The 25483-nt window shown below is 50.8% G+C and carries 24 protein-coding genes and 1 pseudogene; 13 read left to right on the forward strand and 12 right to left on the reverse strand.

The window, feature by feature from the left end:
• Positions 1 to 28 precede the first annotated feature (28 nt).
• The 3 genes from AC5JLP_RS02385 to AC5JLP_RS02395 are packed head-to-tail and all read right to left on the reverse strand — an operon-like array spanning position 29 to position 2655.
• Positions 29 to 1141 (reverse strand): glycosyltransferase family 4 protein, encoded by a 1113-nt coding sequence (locus AC5JLP_RS02385; protein WP_496066297.1) that lies wholly within the window; start codon positions 1139 to 1141, stop codon positions 29 to 31.
• Between the two features lie 59 nt (positions 1142 to 1200).
• Complete coding sequence (locus AC5JLP_RS02390) at positions 1201 to 1497, reverse strand: hypothetical protein (protein ID WP_496066298.1); 297 nt, start codon at positions 1495 to 1497, stop codon at positions 1201 to 1203.
• A gap of 6 nt (positions 1498 to 1503) precedes the next feature.
• Positions 1504 to 2655 (reverse strand): NAD-dependent epimerase/dehydratase family protein, encoded by a 1152-nt coding sequence (locus tag AC5JLP_RS02395; RefSeq protein WP_496066299.1) that lies wholly within the window; start codon positions 2653 to 2655, stop codon positions 1504 to 1506.
• A gap of 353 nt (positions 2656 to 3008) precedes the next feature.
• Between AC5JLP_RS02395 and AC5JLP_RS02400 the strand changes: the two genes are divergently transcribed.
• From AC5JLP_RS02400 to AC5JLP_RS02410, 3 genes are all read left to right on the forward strand, one after another.
• Positions 3009 to 3779: a proteasome-type protease gene (locus AC5JLP_RS02400; protein WP_496066300.1), complete on the forward strand. Its 771-nt coding sequence runs from the start codon at positions 3009 to 3011 to the stop codon at positions 3777 to 3779.
• Between the two features lie 112 nt (positions 3780 to 3891).
• Entirely contained in the window at positions 3892 to 4482 is a 591-nt protein-coding gene (locus AC5JLP_RS02405; protein ID WP_496066301.1) for a L,D-transpeptidase, read from the forward strand.
• Between the two features lie 789 nt (positions 4483 to 5271).
• Positions 5272 to 5700: an HHL1-like protein gene (locus AC5JLP_RS02410; RefSeq protein ID WP_496066302.1), complete on the forward strand. Its 429-nt coding sequence runs from the start codon at positions 5272 to 5274 to the stop codon at positions 5698 to 5700.
• 485 nt (positions 5701 to 6185) lie between these two features.
• On the opposite strand, the gene AC5JLP_RS02415 is transcribed toward AC5JLP_RS02410, so the two are convergent.
• The 4 genes and pseudogenes from AC5JLP_RS02415 to AC5JLP_RS02430 all read right to left on the reverse strand — a co-directional run.
• Entirely contained in the window at positions 6186 to 6638 is a 453-nt protein-coding gene (locus tag AC5JLP_RS02415; RefSeq protein ID WP_496066303.1) for a hypothetical protein, read from the reverse strand.
• Between the two features lies 1 nt (position 6639).
• Positions 6640 to 7134: a hypothetical protein gene (locus tag AC5JLP_RS02420; protein ID WP_496066304.1), complete on the reverse strand. Its 495-nt coding sequence runs from the start codon at positions 7132 to 7134 to the stop codon at positions 6640 to 6642.
• On the reverse strand, positions 7127 to 7543 hold the full coding sequence (locus tag AC5JLP_RS02425; protein WP_496066305.1) for a hypothetical protein: 417 nt from the start codon (positions 7541 to 7543) through the stop codon (positions 7127 to 7129). Before AC5JLP_RS02425 ends, AC5JLP_RS02420 begins: the two co-directional genes overlap by 8 nt.
• A gap of 212 nt (positions 7544 to 7755) precedes the next feature.
• Positions 7756 to 8147 (reverse strand): annotated as a pseudogene (locus AC5JLP_RS02430) (IS1 family transposase); the annotation flags it as partial.
• Positions 8148 to 8337: 190 nt separating this feature from the next.
• Between AC5JLP_RS02430 and AC5JLP_RS02435 the strand changes: the two are divergent.
• The 7 genes from AC5JLP_RS02435 to AC5JLP_RS02465 all read left to right on the forward strand — a co-directional run bounded on the left by AC5JLP_RS02435 (position 8338) and on the right by AC5JLP_RS02465 (position 15016).
• Positions 8338 to 9291, forward strand: a complete 954-nt coding sequence (locus AC5JLP_RS02435; RefSeq protein WP_496066306.1) for an alpha/beta hydrolase — start codon at positions 8338 to 8340, stop codon at positions 9289 to 9291.
• A gap of 194 nt (positions 9292 to 9485) precedes the next feature.
• Positions 9486 to 10148, forward strand: coding sequence for a DUF2301 domain-containing membrane protein (locus AC5JLP_RS02440; protein ID WP_496066307.1), 663 nt, complete (start codon positions 9486 to 9488; stop codon positions 10146 to 10148).
• A gap of 42 nt (positions 10149 to 10190) precedes the next feature.
• Positions 10191 to 11261 carry a SpoIID/LytB domain-containing protein gene (locus tag AC5JLP_RS02445; RefSeq protein WP_496066308.1) on the forward strand — a complete coding sequence of 357 codons (1071 nt, stop codon included), beginning with the start codon at positions 10191 to 10193 and terminating at the stop codon, positions 11259 to 11261.
• Positions 11262 to 11377: 116 nt separating this feature from the next.
• The gene (locus AC5JLP_RS02450) at positions 11378 to 12175 is read left to right on the forward strand and encodes a winged helix-turn-helix domain-containing protein (protein WP_496066309.1); all 798 of its coding nucleotides are present in this window, start codon (positions 11378 to 11380) and stop codon (positions 12173 to 12175) included.
• A 108-nt stretch (positions 12176 to 12283) separates the two neighbouring features.
• Positions 12284 to 13675, forward strand: a complete 1392-nt coding sequence (locus AC5JLP_RS02455) for a sensor histidine kinase (RefSeq protein ID WP_496066310.1) — start codon at positions 12284 to 12286, stop codon at positions 13673 to 13675.
• Between the two features lie 316 nt (positions 13676 to 13991).
• Complete coding sequence (locus AC5JLP_RS02460) at positions 13992 to 14261, forward strand: UPF0367 protein family (protein WP_496066311.1); 270 nt, start codon at positions 13992 to 13994, stop codon at positions 14259 to 14261.
• Positions 14258 to 15016, forward strand: coding sequence for an energy-coupling factor ABC transporter ATP-binding protein (locus tag AC5JLP_RS02465; RefSeq protein WP_496066312.1), 759 nt, complete (start codon positions 14258 to 14260; stop codon positions 15014 to 15016). Before AC5JLP_RS02460 ends, AC5JLP_RS02465 begins: the two co-directional genes overlap by 4 nt.
• Positions 15017 to 15047: 31 nt before the next feature.
• Here AC5JLP_RS02465 and AC5JLP_RS02470 read toward each other — a convergent pair whose 3' ends face one another.
• Positions 15048 to 15317 carry a YciI family protein gene (locus tag AC5JLP_RS02470; RefSeq protein WP_496066313.1) on the reverse strand — a complete coding sequence of 90 codons (270 nt, stop codon included), beginning with the start codon at positions 15315 to 15317 and terminating at the stop codon, positions 15048 to 15050.
• Positions 15318 to 15404: 87 nt separating this feature from the next.
• Positions 15405 to 17924: a phenylalanine--tRNA ligase subunit beta gene (pheT, locus tag AC5JLP_RS02475; RefSeq protein ID WP_496066314.1), complete on the reverse strand. Its 2520-nt coding sequence runs from the start codon at positions 17922 to 17924 to the stop codon at positions 15405 to 15407.
• 527 nt (positions 17925 to 18451) lie between these two features.
• Between pheT and AC5JLP_RS02480 the strand changes: the two genes are divergently transcribed.
• Positions 18452 to 20065, forward strand: coding sequence for a serine/threonine-protein kinase (locus tag AC5JLP_RS02480; RefSeq protein ID WP_496066315.1), 1614 nt, complete (start codon positions 18452 to 18454; stop codon positions 20063 to 20065).
• Between the two features lie 113 nt (positions 20066 to 20178).
• Here the strand turns inward: AC5JLP_RS02480 and AC5JLP_RS02485 are convergent, their stop codons facing one another.
• Together AC5JLP_RS02485 and AC5JLP_RS02490 are read right to left on the reverse strand one after the other, a co-directional pair.
• Entirely contained in the window at positions 20179 to 20970 is a 792-nt protein-coding gene (locus AC5JLP_RS02485) for a hypothetical protein (protein WP_496066316.1), read from the reverse strand.
• 245 nt (positions 20971 to 21215) lie between these two features.
• A complete protein-coding gene (locus AC5JLP_RS02490) occupies positions 21216 to 22874 on the reverse strand; it encodes a peptidase M15A (RefSeq protein WP_496066317.1) in 1659 nt (552 codons plus the stop codon).
• Between the two features lie 230 nt (positions 22875 to 23104).
• Between AC5JLP_RS02490 and AC5JLP_RS02495 the strand changes: the two genes are divergently transcribed.
• Positions 23105 to 23893 carry an HAD family hydrolase gene (locus tag AC5JLP_RS02495; protein WP_496066318.1) on the forward strand — a complete coding sequence of 263 codons (789 nt, stop codon included), beginning with the start codon at positions 23105 to 23107 and terminating at the stop codon, positions 23891 to 23893.
• A gap of 67 nt (positions 23894 to 23960) precedes the next feature.
• Positions 23961 to 24497 (forward strand): shikimate kinase, encoded by a 537-nt coding sequence (locus tag AC5JLP_RS02500; protein WP_496066319.1) that lies wholly within the window; start codon positions 23961 to 23963, stop codon positions 24495 to 24497.
• Between the two features lie 458 nt (positions 24498 to 24955).
• Here the strand turns inward: AC5JLP_RS02500 and AC5JLP_RS02505 are convergent, their stop codons facing one another.
• The gene (locus AC5JLP_RS02505; RefSeq protein ID WP_496066320.1) at positions 24956 to 25117 is read right to left on the reverse strand and encodes a hypothetical protein; all 162 of its coding nucleotides are present in this window, start codon (positions 25115 to 25117) and stop codon (positions 24956 to 24958) included.
• Positions 25118 to 25483: the final 366 nt, after the last annotated feature.

Here is a 25483-nt window from a genome sequence, read left to right on the forward strand (position 1 = left end):
TTCTCAAGGCTGCGATAGAATTTGCCTGCTAAGCAGTGACCACAGCCTGGTAATAGCTGCGGAGCTGACGGGTTGCGGCTTCCCAGCTCCAGCGTTCGGCTTCACGACGAGCATTCCGGCGCAGGGTTTCGCGTTCTTCGGGATTCGCTAGCAAACGCTGAGTTGCAGCGATCGCACCGTTTTCCTCCAAGGGATCAAACAAATAGCCATTGACTCCATCCTGTACGATGTCAGGGATGCCCCCTGATCGTGCAGCCACGACTGGACAACCCGCTGCCATTGCTTCTAGCAGCACCAGGCCCAGCGTTTCGGTGCGGGATGGGAACACAAAAGCATCAGAAGAGGCGAAGGCGGAGGCCAGTTCTCGCCCCTGCAAATATCCTACAAAGTGGGTGGGAGTGCCTGCAAAGTATTGTTCTAGCACCTGCCGATGGGGGCCATCACCGACTAACGCCAGCCTCGCACCGGGAATAGATTCTAAGACTGGTTTGATGCGATCGATTTCTTTCTCAGGCGACAGGCGACCCACGTAGAGCAAGAGTGGACTTTCGGGATGTCCCTGACTCAGGCGCGATCGCATTTCCTGGGCTGCCAGATACGGTTGAAACGTTTCGGTATCCACACCGCGTTGCCAGACGCTCACACGTTCAATGCCATGCTCGGTTAAGGCTTGTTGCATAGCCGTTGAGGTGCAAAGGTTCACCCGTGCCTGATTGTGGCCTGCTTTGAGCAGTTCCCACATGAGTCCTTCCAGCATGCCTAACCCATAATGCTGAAGGTACTCTGGCAGATGGGTATGATAGGACGCAAGCAACGGCAAATTTAAGGTTTTGCTGTAGAAAAGACCGGCAAGGCCCAGTACGGCTGGGTTGACCACGTGGATTAAATCGGGTTTAAAGCGTTCGACAGCATAGCCGATCGAGGGACGGGGTAGCGCCAATTTCAGCTCTGGGTAAAGCGGCAGTGGAAACCCAGAAACCCCATGAATTTGTGCCCCTTTGTATTCGGTTAACCCACCGTCAGGAGAGATGACTAGTACCTGATCACCCAGACGTTGCAATTGTTCAACCGTGTAGCGCAGCCGCGTCACAATCCCGTCTACTTTAGGCAGAAAGGTTTCGGTAAAGAGGGCAATTCGCATAGGGGCGGAGAACCAAAAGGGTGAATGGGGCAGGGTTTAGAGTCGGCGATCGAGATTCATTAAAGCCGCTGTTGAGGCAGAGTGCAGATGCCATGAATACCAATTGCAACGACAACGGTACCCACCAAAACACCCATGCCTTCAGCAAAGCAATTAAGCCGATGCCGACTTTCGGCAGCCTGGGCAAGGCTTAACTCTCGACCTGATGACGTAGGCGTTTGAGCGAGGGTTTGCACGTTCTGGTAGCTTTTTGTCAGCGTTGCCCATTCAGGAAACAGGTAATAAGTGCTGATGCTGACTAGGGCGGCACCCGGTAAGACAACCAGCACTAGAAGCACAAGGATGCGACTGCTCATAGGGGCTTACCGCCGCCATTTCACTTTGGGAAGAATCTGGGACTCATCTACGCGATCCTTGTATTTCATAGCGAAGTTGAGCAGCGAATCGAGCAACGATGTAGAAAGGAAGTGTGGCTGTAGGCCGAGATCTAGCAGATTGGTGTTTTTGGCGTTGAAGTAGTGTTCTTCACGCTCAATCCGCGGATTTTCGGTATGCTGCACTTCGACGTTTAGCCCGATCGCGCTGCCCGCTTTTGCCACCATGTCTGCTAAATCGCCGACACTAAATAGCTCTGTAAACTGGTTGAAGACGCGGAATTCGCCAGGATTGGCAGGATTTGCGATCGCCAACTCGACGCAGCGTACCGTATCCCGAATATCCAAAAAGCCGCGCGTTTGTCCGCCTTTGCCATAAACCGTAAGCGGATGCCCCACTGCCGCCTGGATGCAGAAGCGGTTGAGTGCCGTACCAAATACCCCGTCATAATCGAGACGGTTGATGAGCAGTTCATCCATGCCCGTCTCGTCGGTCAGCACACCGTAGACGACCCCCTGATTTAAATCGGTTGCTCGCAAGCCCCAGATTTTGCAAGCAAAGTGGATATTGTGAGAGTCATGTACTTTACTCAGGTGGTACATGCTGCCGGGCTGTTTGGGATAGGGCAGCGTATCTTTGCGACCGTTGTGCTCGATCGTGATGTAGCCTTCTTCAATATCAATATTGGGGGTGCCGTATTCGCCCATTGTTCCCAGCTTGACCAGATGACAGTCGGGAAAGCTCTCTTTCATGGCGTAGAGCAGGTTCAGCGTGCCAACCACGTTGTTAACCTGAGTTAAAACGGCATGCTCACGATCGATCATTGAGAAGGGGGCCGATCGCTGTTCACCAAAATGGACGATCGCGCTTGGTTCAAACTGATGAAGCACTTTGTCCAAAAAAGCATAATTGGTGATGTCACCGACAAACAGGTCAATGGTTTTACCTGTAAGGTCATACCAGCGCTGCAATCGCTGCTGGATGGGCGCGATCGGAGTCAATGTGTCTACACACAGCTCTAAATCCCAATGACGGCGCACAAAGCTGTCTAAGATGCCGACCTCATAGCCCTGGTTGGAAAGATACAGCGCTGTCGCCCAACCACAATAGCCATCACCACCAATAACAAGGACTTTCATCTTGCCAAATCTTGCTTGCAGATACTCCGCTAAATTTACCATCCATAGGTGCCTTTGGAGCATCAATTTGGTGAAGGTGGGATCAGCTTTTGTTGCTATTGATGCAGAACGCTAGCAAAAAGGTATCTATCGATCAAATGAAAGTTTGATCAGCCGTCAGCGGTCAGCTCTGAGGCCTTATGCAGAAGTAAACCTGCTATTAACGCTGAGGACGCTATATGTAACGTTCCTACTAAAGGCAAACTATAGGTCTGGGACATTACCTGATAGCTAATAGCCAGCTGCTAAATTCGATCGCGCCTGAGAGAGACACCGCTTTAGAATCTAAAAGATCCCCCACTCTAGTTGCCTGCATGACCTACTGTCTCGGCATCCTTTCTCACTCTGGTTTGGTAATGGCTGCGGACTCTCGCACAAACGCCGGAGTCGATTATATTTCGACGCATCAAAAGCTGTTCGATTTCTCCGACCCTGGGAAACGAGTCATTTTGATCTGCACAGCGGGGAATTTGTCGGTCACGCAAGGGGCGTTGACGCTGCTGCGGCATGACTTGACGGCTAAGGAGGAGAGCAATTTGCATACGTTGCCGACGCTGTACGAGGTGGCTCGCTATGTCGGTGCGAAAGCACGGCAGATTCAAGAGCAAGATCGTCCCTGGTTGGAGAAAGACGGGATTGATTTTAAGTGTACGTTTTTGGTGGGTGGGCAGGTTCGCGGCGAAGAGCCAGCACTGTTTCTGGTCTACAGTCAGGGCAACTGCATTCAAGCCTCAAAGGAAACTCCCTTTTTGCAAATTGGTGAAGCGAAGTATGGCAAGCCCATCCTCGATCGCATCCTGGACTTTGATACCCCGCTTGAGGCTGCTGCTAAGTGCGCGCTGCTGTCGATCGACTCTACGATGAAATCCAACATTTCTGTAGGGCCACCGATTAACGTGGTGATGTATGAAACGGATTCATTCAAGATTCGGTATGAACTCAAGCTCAGTCTAGGTGCCCCTTACCTGGCTCAAATTCGTAAGATGTGGGAAATTTCGCTGAATCAAGCGTTCGATCGCATGCCCAACATTGATTGGGAACATTATCAAGATTTTTCAGACGATCCAGTTAGCTCCCAAGATTAACAAGGGTTTATCAACAAACTATTATTTAAAGCCCTTAAGGAACTTGGTCTGAGAGGATTGATAGTCAACCGGGTAGGCTCAATTGAGAAACAGCAGAGAATCAGGTCTAGTGATGGTCAGCGGTTTTACTCCTAAGCAATGTCACGGCAAATCACGATCGCTCATAATGGGTTTGAGTTTCGCAGTTGTTTTGGGCACAAGCCAAGCGGTGAATGCACAACATGCAGCCACACCTAGACAATTGCCAGCTCTACTAACCACTCTGCCACCGCTACCCGTCATTGACTCCATTCCCATCCAGGGAGAGGAAATGACTGCCGTTCGTGTTGTAGTGAGACTGAGTCAGCGGCGGGTCTATGTGTATCGTGGCGATCAGGTGTTGGCGAAGTATCCAATCGCGATCGGGAAGCGTGGTTGGGAAACTCCAACTGGCAGATTTCAGGTGTTGTCGAAAGAGAAAAACCCTGTGTTTAAGAACTTTCGGACTGGACAACTCATTTATCCTGGCCCTGATAATCCATTAGGGTCGCGCTGGATTGGCATCTGGACGGACGGCAAGACCCAAATCGGCTTTCACGGCACCAATCAAGAAGAACTTTTAGGGCAAGCGGTTTCTCATGGGTGCATTCGGATGCGAAATCGTGATGTGACTACGATGTTTGAACAAGTTCCCATTGGTACGGCTGTGATGGTGGAACCTTAAACTCGCTTGCAACAAGGCTTTACAGCTTTTATATTGCCCTCTCGGTATCAAGCAACGAAGTGATGCCTTGTGTTTGACTCACGCGGCTACGACCAATTAGTACGTTGCGTTCATTCTTTGCAGCGGACTACAGCTAGAAAATCACAGGCAATCAATTGAGATTTTGAGATCTGCCATAAGACTCGCGCTGGGACTCACTTGAGACAGCAAGACAACTTTTCCTTTGTTGAGACCCTGCAACGAGAGATGATGAGACTCCTTTTTGGACTCATTTCAAGACTCATTTGAGACATTAAGACAACGTTGCTTGAGATACTAAACAAGCACGACTCTAGTCTTTTGGTCTCAAACGAGACTCATATAAAGTCTCATAAAAAGTCTAAAATAAGACTACAAGACAAGGCTGACGAATCTGAGTTTGAATGAGACGTTAAACCAGAGGCTGGAATAATCTCAAATGAGACTCACATTAAGTTCTAAAGCGATTCTGTTATGAGACACTTAAGACCAAGGGATTCTTATTTGAGATTTCGAGACTTGCAAAAAGACTTATACTGAGACTCATTTAAGACGGAAAGACATCTCGTTTGGGTTGTAGGGATCATGGCAGTGCTCTCCCGGAGCGCTATTTTTCAGATGAAGTACGTTTGCGGAGTCCAGACGCTGGAAAAGCCCTTGTAGGTTCTAGTAACATCTGAGCTGAAAAGAATCTTGCTGCTTGAGGCTGCACCCAGGCGCTATTTTTTGAAAATGAAGTAAACTTTTATTAAGAGCTAATGGGTATTGATTATGACAGCCAATTCCGGCTTTGGTAAGACTCAATCAAAGCCAACTGTGTCAAAACGTGCGGCAGTGCGCGCTGAGGCCGTCAAGCGGGATGACAAGCTGAAGGCTGAGGGCATTCCAGATTTTGAGATTTACATTCGCATTCAAGGTAAAAAAGCCTGGTATCCCGTAGGGTCGATCGCTTTACCGCGATCGGATCAGATTAATCGAGCCGTTTTTGGTAGTCAGGATGATTTATTACAAGGTGCGTTTCGCCTCTTTCCAATCTTGCGGAAACATCAAACCCAGTTGGAGTATGGCTATCGACTAAAGGAGTTTAAGGATGAGCCGATTCAATTAGCTGTTGCGCCACCACCCAAGGGTACTGCTGGAATTCAAAGCCTTCTGACGCATGTTGGCGATCGCGTTGCGTCAATTTTTCAGCGCGGCTAGGTCTTTATCGCACGCCTGCTTGCTCCAAAAGATAGAAGACAAGCGTTTTTGGCTCTCTCGAAAGATAAGGCTAATCAGTTTAGTTTTCAACAATACTGCACTACATTGAACGATTTTCAAGTGCAGTGCAGTATTGTTGTCTTAAACAAGATTTTGAGTCTCAAAATTGGACTTAAATTGAGTCTCAAAAAGGTAAGTGAGATCATATTAGTCTGCTGAGGACTGAGGTAGTTTTTGATTGTTGTAGCTGAGCGTAGATGGAAGGCGTGCTATCAACGACGCTAAAAACCGTTTGAAATTTTAGTCCAAATCTAGTCCAGATCTCTCTTTAAAAATTTCTTGTTTCCTAAAACGGCTTTCAAGAAAGCATTTCAGGCACTTGATAAAGATGGGTCAACTGCGGTCAACGCAGAAGTGCAGGCCGCAAAGCTGGACGTTTGACGATGTAGACAAGCAATAAAGTTCCTAAGCCAACAGTAAAGTCCTTAAGTACAGGGCAAACGCATCTTATCCCAGTAAGACCGTGAGCAAGTAGTCTTCGTCCCACCCTGCCCGCAGTCGCTTGTTCTTGATGCCCAGCTTTGCGATGGTCTCTTGATTGAGTAAACTGTATGGGCAATTGCCGTTCTCAAGGTTGTGCGATAGGTACGCGCCCCATAGAAGCCAGCACGGTGAGCAGCATCTTGCACTGAATCTGAGAAGGTGAGCAGTTTTTTATCGCGGTTGAATGGGGTGGTGTAGAGTGTCCCGATCATGGCGCTGGTCAGGCTAGCAGCTTGTGCGCCCAAGATGGACAAGCCATTGCTGCTGTTACAGAAGGGGCAGTCACCACTGGAAACGAGCTTTTTCTGTCCGGCGGCATCTTCTGTTGGTTTTGTAATCTCAGGGATGTGAACGCGAATCAGATCAGGATGCCTACACGCAAGACAGCTTTCCACTCTAGAACTTTAAGGTCAGGCATTCTGAACACAGCTTGCGGATGTACCTCACCTCTAGCCCTTCTCCCAGAGGGCGTGGGGAACCAGAAAGGCTCGGCTCCTCTTTCGCCTGTAGGAGAAGGGGGTTGGGGAGATGAGGGTGATCGACTGGAAAGGCAAAGGTAACAAGTAGCTTGTGTCCAAAATATTCCCGGTAGAAGCGTTGCAGATCGTTGGCAACAAGTTTTGTCGATCCTTGAGCGGGTTTGATGCCTCCCCAGCCAGTGGCTCCGCAGTCGCGGTAGTGCATTACGGGCAGTGTTTTCTTTGCCTGCTCTGGAGTCAAATCGTCAGAGTAGAGCAATTGAGGGCGGGGTTCGACGGTGGCAACCATCCGCTTTAACTCGCGAAACCGAAGCTGGACGTGTAAGTTGACCCAGGGCAAAATGAGCGCTGTGCCATTGGGCCGCAAAACGCGACGGCGGGCGATCGCCACCAAACTGAGCAAACTATCCAAGGAGTAACTGACTGTAGCCGGGTTGCTCTTGGGGGAGCTGAAGTCGGCGGCTGAGTCGATCCAGCAGATCAGCATAGGTGAGGGCTGTCTGCCCCAGCAGGCAGATCAGATTGTGGATGATCGGTAGGGTTTTGAGTTCTTCGCCAAGTTGGACACGCCACTCATCGCTAAAGGACGCGTCAGGGTCAGCAGTATCGGTGAGAGTCAGATCTTGCAGCCAGAGGGTCGCCTGTGCTCGGATGTAGGCTTCTGGCGTGGTGTAGGAGTCAGGATTGAGTTGGGCGATCGCCTCTAGCCCAGGCACAGGCAACACATTCAAGAGTGCCTCTTGCAAAAACGCCGCAGCAGTGAGGCGATCTTCCTGAATCAGTGCGCCGTCTAGAAAGGGTTCTTGATAGGACTTACGCAAAAGCGGTCATCTTTCGCCCCCTATCCCCCAATTTTGGGGGAACAGAGCCAACTAAAGCCCCCAGCATTGGGGGATAGGGGGCAAGTGCGTAAGTCCTACTTGAAAGATGGTAGACGCATAGTTGAGCACATCCTCCTGGCTGGCATGACTGCCCAGGGTGGCGGACGTGCCCACGCAGGCGAGGTGATTCACAGGCGTTTTGAGCCGATTTCTTAATGGAGGATAGCAGCAAAACCACGACAGGTCAGGAGTGCCTGGATTGAGGTCGGACGATCGCACACCCCCATTGCCATAGCTGGAGTCGTTTGTTTAGCTAAGCCCCAGTGAGAACGAACCCAATGATGGAGCAGTCGTTGCACCGCCAAGACTCGTTGTCATCCCGGCACGCACTTGGCGTAGAGGTTCTGTCGTCTGCAATAGGCACTAAAGCGTCGTCTGAGGGCGCTGTTTTGAGCCTCGTTGTGATTGGCATGAACCTCAGATGCGGGACTAAGGGCTGTGCATGGATGCTCAGACTTAACCCACTCAACCCGCCTGTTTCCCTAAGACCCTTTGATTTTCATAGCGCTTCTAACCCTTCGCGCCAAACCTTGCGGTGATGATCAGCCTGATGGGCTTCTCCTGACTTTGAGTCCGACTTTTTACAGTCCCTACAACTTCTGTCCTGTACTTAGACCGTCGATACTTCATCATCCCATTGGCACCTGCTGTATTTAAAACAACCATTAAGTACAATTACCGGAAAGCCCTGAGCCAGTTGTGTTTAAACCACTGTAAAACATTTGAGTCAGTCGATGAGGGCACCGTTAATGCAGTCGTTGAACCGCATCAAATTGAGAAGAAAGCGTCTTTGTCAATTTGTACTGACTGCTTTTTGTGTTTTCAATGTTCTATCGTTTGCGGGTGCCTATGTTCTGACACATTTTAGTTCCCCAAACGCTTGGATATTAGGGCTTCCCAGACCAACCAGTGCTAAGCTCCCAACGGATATTGGACTGGCATATACCACACAGCGCATACCAATCGGTCAGGCAGAGTGGTTAGAAATCTGGTTTATGCCTGCTCAGCCGCTTGAGTCTAAGGGGACTGTCCTACTCTTTCCTGGTAACGCAGGCAGCAAAGCCAAACAACTTCTAGCGCCAGCCCAGGCCTTTCATCGTTTGGGCTATGATGCTTTGCTGGTTGATTTTCGAGGGGTAGGCGGTTCTAGTGGCAACACAACAACGCTGGGTGTACGAGAAGCTAAAGATGTCGCCGTGGCAGCGAGTTATGCTCAACGCTCAAACTTGAAACGCCCAATCGTCCTTTATGGTGTGTCGGTGGGGAGTGTAGCCATTCTTAAAGCCATCGCTCACGAAAACGTTAATCCTGATGCTGCCATTCTTGAGCTTCCTTTTGCGCGTCTTCTTGATACGGTTAGAAGCCGGGTGAGAGCCGTTAGATTGCCTAAATTCCCGATCGCCGAGCTGGTTGTTTTTTGGGGAAGCATTCAGCATGGCTTTAATGGGTTTACGCATAACCCAGTCACGTATGCCAGTCGAGTGAAGTGCCCTACGTTGCTACTACACGGCAAACTTGATCAGTGGACAACCGAAGCAGAGATCAAGCAAATCTTGCAAAATCTGCGTGGTTTCAAACAACTGATCATTTTCCCTCATGCGGGTCATGATTTACTCGTGACGGTTGATAGAGAACAATGGGCGCGCAGCGTTAACCAGTTTCTCAAACAAATCTGGCGTGTCAACTAGCAGCGTTGCGGTCAAACAAATCTGGCGTGAGTTGTTACCTGTTAGCGGTTGAGGCAGAATAGACGGTGGGTAATGGGTCACTCAACTTGCAAATTCTCTTCATTCGTCGCGTCATAACTCTACCCTCAAAGGGGCTTTTCTTCTACATAACGCTATAACGCTTTCGTACACTCACTTTCGCCACACTCAACCTTATGACACACGCATTTGAGCCAGCCGTTTACGAAGGTCAGTTTGGGACGTTTACGATTACGCCCGACGATCGCCGGGGTGTCGTAATCTATCGAGCCGGGCTGATGGTCGCAGCGCTCTGTTTTGCGATCGGGGTTGCACTCACCCTCTGGCAGACAGAAAATCCCACGGTGTTGCAGGGGCTGACGTTGCTCTATACAGGCTTTAGTTTGGCGTTAGGCGTGAGCTTGCTCACCATTCACATTTATATGGCACCATTACATCGGGCGCTGCAAGCCTTTTGGGTCATTGGTAGCCTCTCGGCGCTTGCGATCGGGCATCTTCACCTCGAACCCCTTGCTGTAACTGTTTATAACCAACCGTTGAGCATTCTGGGCATTGGGTTTACCTTTGCAGCACTCACGGGCATTTTCTTCAAAGAAGCCTTTTGTTTCAATCGGCTAGAAACCAAGCTGCTCACACCCCTTCTGCCGCTGCTGTTGTTAGGGCACCTGTTTGGCTGGCTACCGTTAGCGATCGAACAAAGCCTACTGGCACTCTGGGCAGTTTTGTTCCTCATCTTTGCCATTCGTAAAGTTATTCAACCTATCCCGCCGGATATTGGTGACAAGAGCGTCTTTGCCTACCTTAAGCAGCAGCAACTTACCAAAACAGGAGCGTTGTAATGCAGTGGCGTAGATACGATCGTCACCTTAGGGGAGCCACATATGAAAGCTGACAAACCGCCCTCACTCTCTCGATCGCCCTGGCTAAAACCTGCCCTCTGGCTTTCCATCCCTTGTCTGGGTGTGCTGGCAGTTTTGGGTGTGGCCTTCAGTCGTCAGCAAGTACAGCCAGCGACTCAGGCACCCAGTCCCTCACCTGTTGCGTCGTCGGTTCAGGTTCTCACCCCTTCGCCTTCAGCCACGCCGAGCAAAACACCGCAAGTAGCCAAAAAGCCAGCCGCTAAACCCTCACCCAAACCTGTTGACCCAACGGCGCTGACGGCAGAGCAGAAAGCGCTCAATCAGAAGGCGAAAGCGGCCTTTGGCTCCGTTGGTTCGTCAGTCGATGCCTTAATTGAGATGCATGTGGCGATTGCAGAAGGACAACCTTCTGTAACGGTCGGTGCACCTGGTGGCGCACGTTTGCTCGATCGTAATGGGAAGCAACTCCATCAACTAACGCCTGGTAGCGCGTACAGTGCTCAGCCCGAAGGACAGGCCATACGCTTTGGTGAATGGCAGGTACCCGAAGTGGTTTGGCTAGAAATACCGTCAGGCAGTCTTTTTCAGTTAGGCGATCGTACTTACCGGGGACGACTTCTACTAGTGGCGACTGAAGGCAAACTCTGGGGCGTTAACTACATCAACATGCGGCAGTACCTTTACAGCGTGGTTGCCAGCGAAGTGTCGCCCAGTTGGAAGATGGAAGCCTTAAAAGCTCAAGCGGTTGCAGCCCGTTCCTACGCTTTAACCTATTACTTCAAACCCGTTAGCCCGCTCTTTCACATGGGCGCGACCGAGTATTACCAGGTGTATAGCGGCACCCAACGCGAAGCCGCCACAACCAGCGAAGCAGTTGACGCAACAGCCGGCGAGTTTGTCAGCTACCGCGGTGGCATTGTGGAATCTCTCTATGCAGCCTCTGATGATATTGTGGCCGAAGCCTTTCAAGGCAAGGGGATGAGTCAGCTAGGCGCACTGGCTCTTGCCGAGCAGGGCTACTCTTACAAGAAGATCTTGAGCAATTATTATCCCAGCACGGGAGTCGCACGTATTGAAGAGGATAAAGATTAGGGGCAGCCAGAGACGTGAGAAAGTTTAGGAACAGTATCAATCCTTACTAAATATCTTACTAATGGTAGAATCGCCGTGGGTTGAAAGAATTTACCTGGGTTTACAGGATTCGCATTATGCCACTTACGCTACCGTCGGAAAGAGCAAAGCACAGGTCTGGTATTAAGCTGGGGCGAGTTTTAGTGGTTGAAGATGAGGGATTGATCTCAGAAACCATTGGGCTGGCGTTGACGGATGAGGGCTACGATGTGGTGAGGGCAGAAGATGGTCGAGCAGCGCTTGATCTGATCCATCAGCTTAAAGAAGCGGAGTCTAGTGGCAGTTTTGGAATGGGCTTGTCGGTATCCCAACTGAGTAATCGATCGCTCGACCTGATCATCCTGGATTTGATGTTGCCTTACATCAATGGGCTGGATCTCTGTCGTCTCATTCGTCGAGAAGGTATCAGCGTACCCATTTTGATGCTCAGTGCAAAGGGCAGCGAGACCGATCGCGTCGTGGGTCTTGAAGTTGGGGCGGATGATTACCTGACCAAACCTTTCGGCATTCGTGAGCTGATTGCCCGCTGCCGAGCCTTGCTGCGCCGTCACCACCAGTTTCAAGTACAGCCAGAGCAGCCAGCGATCAAATATCAAGACATTGCGCTGTATCCCCAAGAGTGCCGCATTACCGTACGGGGTGTCGCCGTCAGCTTTTCGCCTAAAGAGTTCAAGATTCTCGAACTGTTTATGAGCTACCCCCGACGAGTCTGGTCACGGGAGCAGTTGCTAGAGCGCATCTGGGGGCCTGACTTTATTGGCGATAGCAAAACAGTGGATGTCCATATTCGCTGGCTGCGCGAGAAACTTGAAGTCGATCCCAGCAACCCCACTTACCTGGTAACAGTGCGTGGCTTTGGTTACCGCTTCGGTTAACGCCACCCTTCACAGCCAGCAGCCAGCGATCGGCTTAGAATAGCGACACATTCTACCTGTATTGGTTACGGCTACGTAATCTGACTTTGGCTGAGGGCTAACGCTACTGTGACATTTTTATGGTTTTTGCTGGGGCTGGGGCTAGGGCTGGGGCTGTTGGGTTGGTACCACATTCAACTCACCCGCAAACTTGGGCGACTGGCTGAGTCTCTTCAGTCAGAAATGCCGCGCTGGTCTCTTGGCACACCATCACGGCTGATACGGACGATCGCAGGTCATGTAGATTACCGTGAGCAACTAACGCAAGACCTCGAACTTTGGCAGCATCTTTGCAAAACTGCCCCGATCGGGATGTTGCAGGTAGATGAAGAGAATCAGTTAGTCTGGTGTAATGCTCAGGCTGGTCAATTGCTCAGCATTCAGCTACCTCACTCGGCTCATCGCCGTTTGTTGTTGGAACTTGTTCGCTCCTATGAACTTGATCAACTGATTGAGCAAACACGCTTGTTGCGTAAGCCTTGTCAGAGTGACTGGACGTTTCATCCGGTCTCTGCCGATCCATCACAGCTCTCGCGTCAGTTGTCTCGATCGCTGCGAGCGCATAGTGTGCCCCTTCCCGATGATTGCGTGGGAGTGTTTTTGGAAAGCCGTCAGGAAGCAGTGCTGCTGGCTCAACAGCGTGATCGCTGGATTTCTGATGTGGCCCATGAATTAAAAACGCCATTAACGTCAATTCGCCTAGTAGCAGAAACCCTTCAAACGCGTTTGGAAGCGCCCCTACGCGATTGGGTCGATCGCTTGCTGAAGGAAACCATTCGGCTCAGTAGCCTCGTGCAAGATTTGCTCGATTTGAGTCAATTAGAAGCAAACCCTGACCTGAGCTTAAAGCTCAAAACGGTGGATCTTGCCAAAGTGATTCAATCTGCCTGGTTGAGCCTGGAACCGTTGGCGCGGCGAAAACAGCTTCAACTGGATTACGCTGGTCTCGATCGTGTACTGCTGCACCTGGATGAGTCACGGATGTATCGAGTTCTACTGAATTTATTGGACAACGCCATTAAGTACAGTCCGGCCCATCAGACTATTCGAGTGCATGTGAGTTTTATTGCCGATGGTCAAACTCACGACCAGTTAGTCCACCTGGAAATTATCGATGCAGGCCCAGGCTTTCCACCTGAGGCATTACCGTATGTGTTCGATCGCTTTTACCGCGCAGATCCGTCACGCGCTCGCAATTATGCTGAATTAGAAGTCTCCAAAGTGTATGCGTTGGGCAAAAGCGCCCTGGCTGGCAATGCCTACACCGATGAGACACAAACAGGCAGTGACACTCAAACCACACCAATCAGCAGCGGCAGTGGTCTGGGTTTAGCGATCGTCCGCCAAATTGTAGAAGCTCACCAGGGCAGGGTTCAGGCCAGTAATCATCCTGAGACCCACGGCGGCTGGCTCCAAATCTTCTTACCGTGGCAACTGCTGGATGAAGCGACCTCGCTTTAACGGGTTTGGAGCGGTCAGCTATCAGCGGTCAGCGGAGAAGTTTTAAGTTTTGAGTAGCGCTTTGCGCCGACAAGCTAGAGAGTTTTTAGTTAAAGAGCGATCAGCCGTCAGCGGTCAGCTTTTTTCTAATAACCAACAATTTTTTTGAATGACCAACGGGCTATACAACCAACAACGGCTTTAGCGGCCAGCCTGAAATTTAGAGCTGAAAGCTGATGGTTGATAGCTAATTAAGCTAGCGATCGCGCCATAATCACCCCACCAAGATCGCCGCGATTTGCGATACTAGAAGCTGGTTCTGTGACGCACGCAACACATGTTTATTATCGACATTACGCTCAAAAATACGCCCCTCTCGTTGTCTGTACAGCGCAAAGCGAAAGAAGATGCCGAAGCGACCTATCAAAAAATCTTGCAGGTGCTTCGCTCTGGTAGCAATGAACTGCTAGAACTGTCCTGTGAAAAGCAGCCTGGAAAAAAAATTGGTATCCTTGGCAACGAAATCTCCGCTGTGCAGATTTCTGATAAGTCTGGTACCGCCGCCGCTTCTGGTAGACCACCTGGCTTCTTTGCCCTAGCGGAATGAGTAACTCAGGAAGTTTTGCACGGCAAGAGGATGACAGCTTTGCCAATCAGCCCGCTATGTATGTTGGCAAGCTAGAGCCTCTAGAGGTACTGCCTGCCATTCAAGTACAAGATGTGTCGTTTCGCTGGTACAAGGGCGAAACGGTCTTAGAGTCTTGCAGTTTAGAGGTGCCTCAAGGCGAATTTTGGATGCTCTTAGGCACCAACGGCAGTGGTAAATCTACGCTGTTGAAATTGCTGGCAAAGCTTTTGCAGCCTCAGACAGGTTCCATTCACATCAGCCCACACATTGGTTTCGTGTTTCAAAATCCCGATCACCAGCTTGTGATGCCAACTGTGGGCGCTGATGTTGCCTTTGGGTTAGTGGCCGAAAAGCTGACCTATGCCCAAGTGCGGCGACGGGTAGAAGAAGCGCTGAATGCTGTGAACTTGCTGCCGCTGCTCCGGCGACCCATTTATGCTCTGAGCGGAGGACAGAAGCAGCGTGTGGCGATCGCGGGTGCGATCGCTACACGCTGTGAAGTGCTGCTACTGGATGAACCGACGGCACTCTTAGATCCTGATAGTCAGCTTGAGTTGGTTGCACAGGTGCAGCGGTTGGTCAAAGATCGTGGCTTAACAGCACTTTGGGTCACCCATCGCCTAGATGAACTGGATTACTGCGATGGTGCCTTTTTGTTAGAGCAGGGCAAGGTGGTCGATCGCGGCGATCCGCACCGCCTAAAGCAGCGTTTGATGCAAACACCTGTTTCGTAGGGACATTACGTGTAACGTCCCTATAGAACCATTAAAGCGCCTGAACCCATTCTTTCACGTCATACTCAGTCCACACACCATTTTGCCAGTAGGGGTCGGACTCAACCAGTTGACGCACGATCACTTCATCCTCAGCCTCGTAAAGGCCAAAGACTTTGGTGAGGTCTTTAGTCGGGCCGATCGTAAGCAGCACTCCGGCTTCTTTTTGTTTCGCAAGACCGTCGAGATGCGCCTGCCGATGAGGGGCACGCTTTTCCAGCACATCAGCGCAATAGCTGCCCCAGAGAACGTATTTGGTCATAAGAGGGAGAGGAGGAAGAGTTTTAAGTTTTGAGTTTTGAGTTGGTTAGCCATCAGCGGTCAGCTTTTACCTTCTGACTCCTGACTTCTAGCTTCGGAGATCAACGCGGAATTTATCGACTAACGCTTCGCGCACCTTTTGATGCACTGGATCAATGTCTTCGTCCTTGAGGGTACGATCGTCCGCCCGATACAGGAGCCGAAACGCTAAGCTGCGTTGCCCATCAGGAACGTTCTCGCCGCGATACTCATCGAACAGGTCGATCGATTCCAGCAAACTACCGCCCACTTTGGTAATGACGCGCTCGATGTCTGCCACCAATACCTGGGTCGAAACATAGAAGGCAATATCGCGATCGGACGGTGGATAGGTTGAAAATGGCTGAAAGATAGGGACTTGGGCTTCATCCTGATCAAGCTGATCGAGTAGCACATCCAGATCCAGTTCAAACACGTAGACTTCATCCGGTAAACCCCGTTCTTGACGTAGCTGTGGGTGCAGTTGCCCGAAGGTGCCTAACCGAATGCCTCGAATCCACAGAGACGCGGTGCGACCGGGATGGAGACGCTCATCTCGACGATCGGGCTGGTACTCAACCGCCAACCCCAACCGCTGAAAAACACTTTCTAACAAACCTTTGGCCTCAAACCAGGTTAGCGGTTGTTCACGACCAGAGCGCACCCATGTACCGCGCGTCGCATCACCACCCAAAACGCCTGCAACGGAATCTGCCTCGCTAAAACCGTCTTCTTCAGACCAGAAGATGCGACCAATTTCAAAAGCGTTCAGAGGGCCATTCCCTTGCTCCAGGTTGTACTGAAAAGCGTCAATTAAGCCCGCTGTCAGATTTGTTCGCAACGCCGAATATTCTACAAATAATGGGTTTGTCAGGACAATTTGCCGTGTGTCACCGGGTTTGCCTAACGTGTAGTGGGTCACTTCGGTAAGCCCGATCGCCCGTAATGCCTGCCGTAAGTTGCGACTAAGCGCCTGCTCAATCGAGAGAAAGCCCGCCTCGGTTTTGTCAGGCAACGTATCGCAAAAATTGTTGTACCCGTACAGTCGCGCAATTTCTTCAATGAGATCAATTTCGCGCTCTAGGTCTCGATAGCGATAGGGTGGCACGGTCACAGCCCAGACACGATCTGGGGTAATGGTCATTAGTTCGCAGCCCAACGCCGTTAGAGTCCGCTCAATGTCTCGCGGTTGCAATTCACCTAACTCTTCGCCGACGGTAACAGGCCCCAACACTTGATTGACCCGATCAAGCCGTAATTCAACCGATCGCACCGTCGATGGCTGGCTACTACGGGCATCCGCAACAGCTTGGGCTGCGACCACACCACCCGTCAGTTCACTAATGAGCGCGATCGCACGACGGCAGGCAACCTCCAGCTCCGCTTCGTTGACACCCCGTTCATAGCGCGCCGATGCTTCTGTGCGCATCCCTTGCGATCGAGCAGAGCGTCGAATTGCAGCAGAGTCGAACAATGCTGCCTCTAGCATTAAGCGCTGCGTGCCAGCATGAACTTCCGTGGCCTCACCACCCATCACGCCTGCCAACGCTACAGGTTCATTATCCGCTGTGATTAACAAGGCCTGCTCCTGAAGCGATCGAGCTTGCCCGTCCAGCGTTTTGAGCGTTTCACCCGCTTCCGCAAAGCGCACACCGACTGTAATAGTTTTGAGTTTTGAGTTTTGTTCGCGAAGCGTCTCCGAAGGAGATATTTTGAGTTCTGACTCCTTGCTGACCGCTGATCGCTGACCGCTGACCGCTGACCGCCGATCGCCATCAAACGCATGTAGCGGTTGCCCCCACTCCAGCAGAATGTAGTTGGTAATATCCACGACATTATTGATGGGGCGCGTTCCTGCTGCCTGTAGCCGCTGTTGGAGCCAAAGTGGCGAGGGTGCGATCGTCACCTGCTCAATGACCGTTCCAATGTAGGTTGGGCACGCCTGTGGTTCTGAGATTTTGAGCGTCAATATCTCTGCACTAGTTGGAATAGTAGTTGTCGCTGCTTGAGGAAGCTTTAAGGTGGCACCCGTTAGCGCTGCAACTTCACGCGCAATGCCCACCATACTCAAGGCATCGGCGCGATTAGCGGTTGAGGTCAAGTCCAAAATGACATCATCCAACCCCAGTAGCGAGCGAACATCGCTGCCCACCTGTAGCTCTTCCCCCTCAAAGCTATGAATGCCCTCAGATTCCTTTGTCAGACCAAGTTCAGCTAACGAGCAAATCATGCCCTCGGATGCTACACCACGCAGCTTGGCAGGCTTAATTCTGAGACCCTCCCCAGCTTTAGGCAAAAAGGCACCCAGCGTTGCTACAGGCACAAAAAGCCCCGCTTTGACATTGGCAGCCCCGCAAACGATCGTCGAAGGCGTTCCCATACCAATGTCTACCTGGCATACACTCAAGCGATCGGCATTGGGATGCTGCTGGCGATCGACCACCTTACCGACCACAACACCCTCAGCCCACATCCGCCGATCTTCAATTTCCTCTACCTCAAACCCTGCCATCGTCAGCATTTCTGCCAGCGCCTCTGGACTCATTGTGATGTCAACCAGTTCGCTCAACCAGTTCAAAGAAATACGCATGACCTGCCTGCTAACCTTCTTTTATGCAAAACTATTCTATCGTTCTCCCCGTCATCAGCGGTCAGCCGTCAGCGGTCAGCCTTTAGCTTTTAGCCTTTAGCCTTTCCCCCTTCTCCTGTCCCCCCTTCCCCTCTATTTCTTACTTTCTGCCTTCTCCCCTCTCCCACAAAATTCTGCCAGCACCTTTTCAAAATCCTTTCGGCAATGGAGAATCAAGTAAGCGAAAATTAATCGCTAAATGTTCGGAATTTTTCTCAGCCTTCAGTAATAACTTAGTAGGATTAGCTCTCAGCCTGTTGAGCACCTTTAGCTTTTGGGCACATTAAAAGTAAGGGTGTATCTTGAAGAGACAGCGAAGTCCGTAGATGTAAGGACAAGATCAATAGCTTTACGCGCAGGCAGAAGAACTTTAGCAACTCTTCAAGGGGCAACCCGCATGAACGACACTCCTGTTTGCTGTTCCTGCACAGATAATGAAGCTAGGGTAGCAATACCCCGGTAGGCAACGTCAAAGCGAGTGATGCTAAATGAGCTACTGCTTAAACCCAAGCTGTCCTAATCCTGAAGACTCAGTTACGGCTGACATCTGCCCAGCCTGTGGCTCAAATATTTTGCTGAACGATCGCTATCGGGTCATGCAAGCATTAGGACAAGGCGGTTTTGGCGCAACGTTTCTGGCGATCGATGAATCCTTACCCGGTCAACCTAACTGCGTAATCAAGCAACTTCGTCCTAGTGCTACCGCTCCTCATGTTTTACAGATGGCACGGGAGCTGTTTGAACGCGAAGCTCGTACATTGGGCCAAATTGGAAACCACCCTCAAGTGCCACGCTTACTCGACTACTTTGAAGCGAATCAAGAATTTTACTTAGTACAAGAGTACGTCAGTGGTTTCACCTTGCAGCAAATTGTGAAACGTGACGGTCCTATGATCGAGCAGGAAGTAAAGCGCTTCTTGAGCGAGGTTTTACCTGTCTTAGAATACATCCACAAAAATCGAGTCATTCATCGTGACATCAAGCCTGCCAACATGATTCGCCGTGCTCAGGATGGCAAGCTTGTGCTGATTGATTTTGGTGCCGTCAAATACCAGCATCAGCCAAACTCGACTAATTCTGAGCAAACGGCCTTTACGTCCTACGCGATCGGCACACCAGGGTTTGCTCCACCTGAACAGATGGCGATGCGCCCAGTACCCGCCAGTGATATTTATGCCCTGGGCGTGACCTGTATTTACCTGCTTACTGGAAAATCGCCTAAAGACCTGGATTACGACCCTTCTACAGGCGAACTGCTCTGGCAAAAGCACGTTCACATTAACGACCACTTCATCACCGTTTTGAAAAAAATGCTTGAAGTGTCCGTGCGCCATCGCTATCAATCTGCGGACGATATCTTTAGAGCGCTTGACTTGGAGCCGTACCTGGATAGCCTTGCCAACAGCATGATTACGCAGCCAGGTAGTGCGGCCCGCAAGCCAGGTGACTATCGCTTTGGCCCTGACTCCACAGGCACACCCTCCTCTCCTCATGCCCGTGCAGCGGCTGCGATCCGGGCACGACAAATCAAATCCGATGCGACCAGCCTTCAGTCTGGGCCAGCGCGGAGCCGGGTCTTTGACTCTAGAGGCGCTGCTAGCACATCGCTTAAAAGCAAAGACTCGACAGGGCGAGGCAGAGACGGTCAGGGTGAGAAGACCAAACCGCCCACGCGCCTGGATGCGGAAGGCCTGCAAAGCTACTATTCTAAGGGACGGCGCGACTTTGCTTCCTTTGACCTCAACTCGCTTAACGTGCCCAAAGTAAACTTATCTGGCGCAACATTTCATCAAGCCAACTTGAGCAAGATCAACTTGCAAGGTGCAAACCTGTTTAATGCAGATTTTGGGCGGGCAAACTTAAACCGAGCCAACCTGCGCGATGCCACAATGGTCAAGGCATACATGAACAACGCCGATTTAGAAGGGGCTGATTTACGAGGCGCTGACCTATCCCATGCGTATTTGCTGAATGCCAATCTGCGCGGTGCGAATCTATGTGGTGCCAATTTGACGGGTGCCAAGTTGACTGAAGATCAGCTCTCAATGGCACGAACCAACTGGATGACGGTTCGCCCTAGCGGTAAACGAGGGATGTGGTAGATACAGGACGTTGGCTAGTAATACAGCTTCCACCACTGGAAGCTGTGGTTATATCCTATGCAAGCCGCTCTCTACCAAACCGACCGCCCCGTGCAGCTAATAGTCTTGTGTAGCTAATTATGCGCCATGCGGGTAGTTTTGAAGGTGACGTTCGAGCCTTCCTGGGTTTGCTCCAGTACCAGAAGCGGCGTTGGTTTCGCTTTTTGATCCCAGCGCATGTTGGCAATGCGCCCTTGAATGGTAGGTTGCCAACTATCATGTTCGCTAGTGGGGTTGAGAAAGGTTTCCATGCAGTCGATAATCTGTCCGATCGTGACGGATGTTGGCTGCGTGGGTAGCTTAAAGATTTTAATTTCAACCCGAAAGAGCACGCGCTTGGTGCCTTTGGGCAAATCGCCCGGTTCGTATTCTACGTCAAAGATTTCATCGATTTGTCTTCCGGTGCTGGCGATGCCGATTTCACCCTGATTGGCCTGACTGGGGCGTAAGGCGACCGAAATCTTATCCTTGACCTTAATTTTAATTTGGTTCAGAATGGCAAAGTGGAAGACCTCCTCATCCATCCGCATTCTAAGATAGTCGAGGTTAAACTCGCGGGAGTGGATTAGATCCGGGTTTTTCTCCATCTTGCCGATGGTTTCCACAGCAAACTTTAGCTTCTTTTGTAGCTCCCGGTTCTTAAAGGTTTCAAACTTTACCTGCTTGGCAAGTTTGTCCATCGCCAGTTTGGAGAAAACCCCCAAAACAAGCAGCAGCAGTAGTAGTCCGCCAGATGTCATCATCCATAGCTGGTTAGAGTTAGCATCTGGAGCCTTTGCAGGTTCTGTGGTGATCGGTTTTGGCTTTGCAGTCTTGCTGGGTGTTTGAGCCAACCAGGTTTCTACAAAGAGCATAGGGGTTGACATGGCAGTGAGGGTTGAAACGTGTAGTTCTATTGGTAGGATTCCCTAAATAAAGCGATTGGACATCACTAACCTACCTTAATTTGCAAAAATAAAAACCGCTGAGGAGCTGTTGCTTATGCTGCTCTTGGAATTGTTGCATAAGGCTCAAAGCCTCCAACAGCCAGTCTTTAAGTTGGGTTGATGTACATAGACCGCGATTGATGTGCCAATTTGCCTTTGGTGCATTGTGACGAAGCGGTAGAGCATTACTGTACCCAGCGGGCGCGATCGCTCCGGGCATTGACGTAACAGAGATAGGGAAAAGATTCATAACGCCCCAACCCTCCTGTCCACCAAGGGTCTAGAAACCAATAGAGCTGGTTGCCTGTGAAGCCGTGGCAGTAGAAGGTGAGGGCATCGCCCAGCGAGTAAGCGTAGGAGGCAGTGTCTGAGGTATCGGTGATATCAGTGGTACAGTACCAATTTGTGATGTGAAACGGACGATTGAGGCGATCGCGTGCCTGCTGGATGAGTTGGGCCAATCGCACAATGGCATCCACGATTGATTGGTTAGCTGGCATCCAGATGCCACCACTGGTTGCTTCTGCCCAGGTAAAACTGCCGTTCGGGATGATAGCAACATCGAGTTGAAGGGTGTCTGGAGTCCAGCGATCAGGGCGAGTTGGTAACGGGAGTAGAGCAGGTGCGGGCGGCGCTTCTAGTGTATCGCGCTGTGCGGTTGCCATGTGCTTTAGATCATTCAGCAGCGACTGAAGGGCCTGTTCGGGGGTGCTGATCGATCGCCAGAGCTGGGTTAACCGCAGCAACGCATCACGCTGTCCATCAGTCTCTGTGTAAAGCCTGGGTAGGCGATGAAAAAAGTCTAGCAGTGCCTGGTCAAGCTGAATGGCGGCGTTGGTAATGTCGGTCTGCGATGGGTCGGCCGTGGTGAAAAGGTCAGGATTGATGCCAAGCGCAACCAAGGACTCACTACGGGTGCCATGTCGATGCCAGAGGCGAAAGGCTTCGACGAGTGCGTTACGCTGGTCGCCTTTACCTTCGTAGCTTTGGGGAACCCGCTGGACGATCGCAATCAAAGCTGCATCCAGGCTATTGAAGTTTAGGGTGGGTGAACGATGTTGCAAAAGCGCGTCGATCGCGGCTTCGCGTGAGTCTAACTGCTGCCAGAGTTGCGTCAGCCGCAACAGAGCCTCATGCTGATGAGGATAGCCAGCATAGTCAGAGGCGATGAGCGGAACAAACTGCCGTAACGCCCTATCTAGTTGAACTTCGTCTGCGATCGCGCCCTGATTGGCTGACTCAATTTGAAGGAAGGCGATCGCGGCTGCGTGCGTATCTAACTGCTGCCACAGGCGGACGGCTTCTACTAACGCATTTCGTTGGTGAGGCAGGCTGAAATAGCAGCGAGGCAATTGCTGTAGAAAGGCTAGCAGTGCAGCCTCAAGACCTGTGAGCGATTCGGGTAGCCCCGCTGCTTGCGCGTCTGCTGCAACGTTGTCGATGTATGCCTGTAATAACCCTTCTGCGTCACTTGCTTCCAAAAGGGCCGCTGTTGGATCGCTTGATCGTGCGGTGTAACCCGCTGCGATCGCCTGCACAAACCTGTCTGTATAGCGTCCCTTCTCTACATTCCATAGGTCTGTACTTTGCCATCCTGCCTTGATCAGGTCATTGATGAAGCTACGGATTGTGTGGGCGGCATACTGTACCTGGGCAGGGAAGGTATCAAGTTGTTCCAATAAAATCTGATTTGCAGGCGCAATACCCATGCCAATTTCACCATCGGTTAGGGCTGGCTTGGCTTGCACCCGGTAGAGTGCTGCAAGGATGGCATTGTGGATTCCCGATCGGGCTGCAGCTTCCACATACAGAAGCCTACGCTGAGCAGAAGTGAGTTGTCCCATAGAGACGAAGGGGATAGGGTAGGAGGAGGCAAAGAAGGTAAAAGGCTAAAGGTAAAAGGCTAAAGAAGTTGGTTGTTGGTTGTTAGAAGAAAGCTGACCGCTGATAGTTCTTCAACTCAAAACTCTCTAGCTTGTCGGCGTAAAGCCCTACTCAAAACTTCTACCTGACCGCTGATAGCTGATGGCTAAGCCAGAATCATTTTCATAAATTTAAAGCTTTTTTCCCATTCATGTCGATCGCACCCCTACTACAGCCATTGTCTGCTATTAACGCTCAGTCCGTGTGTCTGGTGGCTACGGATATGGATGGGACATTAACGACGGTAGGAAAATTTACACCTGCTTTGCTGCAAGCGTTTGAGCAGTTAGCCGCTGTAGGGATTCAGGTGCTTATTGTCACGGGACGATCGGCGGGGTGGGTCAGCGGCTTGGCTCATTACCTGCCTGTTTGGGGCGCGATCGCTGAAAACGGTGGCTTGCTCTATGCTGGAGCGCAGGACTCAGAAAGATTGCTTGTTTCCATCGCGGATACAACACTGCATCGTCAGCAGCTAGCAGAGATGTTTCAGCGTTTACAGTCCCTATTCCCAACGCTGAGAGAGTCGGATGACAACCGCTTTCGTTTGACCGACTGGACGTTTGATGTGCAGGGTTTAGCAACGGCAGAGCTTGTCCAACTTGAGCAGCTTTGTCACGAGCATGCCTGGGGCTTCACTTATAGCACTGTGCAATGCCACATTACATTGCGATCGCAGACAAAAGCCGCTGGACTGCAATACGTGTTGCAGCACTATTTTCCGACCTGCACGACCGAAAATATTGTGACGATTGGCGACAGCCCTAATGATGAAAGCCTCTTTGATCCGAGCAAATTTCCCCTTTCGGTGGGTGTGGCAAATGTGTTGGATTACTGCGATCGTTTGGCGTACCAACCAGCTTATGTGGCAGATCTAGCAGAGGGGGAAGGCTTTCAAGCCTTAGCCCAACAGCTTGTCGCACAAGCAATGATGAGGCACTGAGGTAACGGGTGTCAGGTGAAACGCGATCGCGGTATTCTGACAAAGGCAAGTTGGCTTAGCGTTGACGGTGAGTGATTTCTTAAAAGGTACAAACCTTTACCTGATTGGCCTGATGGGTGCAGGCAAGACGACGGTTGGGCAATATCTGGCAGACAGGCTCAACTACCGCTTCTTTGATACCGATCGTGTCATTGAGCGCGTGACTGGCTTATTGGTCAGTGACTTGTTTGCTCAATCAGGCGAGGCAGCCTTCCGCAAGCTTGAAAGCCAGGTTCTGGCAGAGTTAGCGGCGTATACACGGTCGGTGATTGCGACTGGTGGTGGCATTGTACTTAAACGCGAAAACTGGGGCTACCTGCGTCATGGCATTGTCGTCTGGCTTGATGTTCCAGTCACACAACTTCAGGTGCGATTGCAAGCAGACAACACGCGCCCTTTGCTCCAGGATACCGATCCAGCCGTGAAGCTTCATGCGCTCCTTGAGCAGCGGCAGTCACTCTACGCGCAAGCTGATGTACGCCTTAGCCATCATGATGGTGAAACGCCAGAACAAGTAGCCGATCGAGCGATCGAGCAAGTCAAACAGGTGCTCAGAAAGGCGTAGCCCTGGTTTACCAGCAGGACAAAAGCAGAGCAAAAAAGCTTATGAGGAAAACACAAAATTAGCCTCTGAACGATGGGTCTTCCTGGGGTAGGAGGGGTATTCTAGATTTGTCGAACATTTACGAAAGCTTAACCACAGCCCTAGACGGACGCTTTTAGAATGATTCTGTCATCAATGATACAGACATCACTTACACAACTTCTAGCAATGCCCCTTAGCAAGGCAATTGCTAGCTAGAGATGACCGTGCTGAATGCTTTGATGAAAGCCATGCGCAAATGACATTGATTGATTGCATTTGTTGCATGTTCTCACCATAGATTATGCCGTAAGGCGTAGATATGAACGTCTGTTTTGCTGCAAAGTAACCTATAGAGACCATTGGGAAATGTATGAAAGGGAAAGCTGAGAACGAACAAAAAAAGGCTGCTGAAGCCATTGGCAGCAATGCAAACGACTTTAATTTTGACTTGTGGGCAAAGCAGGTTCGCCCCCAACTTCTTGCTTCACTGCATAAGCGTGGAGTCCGTTATTGACCACGATCGCCGTTGCTTGTGATGGTGCACCGAGGTACACCGCAAGAAAGCAAGCAGTGGAGTGGTGAGTACATGACCTAACCATTGCTGGATTACGCTTTAACATCATGTGTCAGCCCTTCTCTCAACGAGGAGGGCTTTTGCGTAGAACGCGCTACAGAAACTGAGCGAGTCGCTAGCAGAGTAGGGCGACGGCTGTGCGCCTTTACAACAAATAATCTCGGCTGACTCAAGTTGCTTGTAGCCATCAGTCAAGCAGCCTATGATTAAAAGGCTGAGACTGCTTTTCTTTCACAATGCTTGTGTCTGCCACACACTGGGGATGTTGAGTTTTGAGAAGGATGAATGCAGACGATCGCCCTGGAAAGCAGAATCGAACTACACATGTGACTGAGCACCCGAAGACCTGAGGCCTAAATCGTTTTCTCCGTTTCTGGGCGTACATGACGTT

The sequence above is a fragment of the Stenomitos rutilans genome (assembly GCF_059505485.1).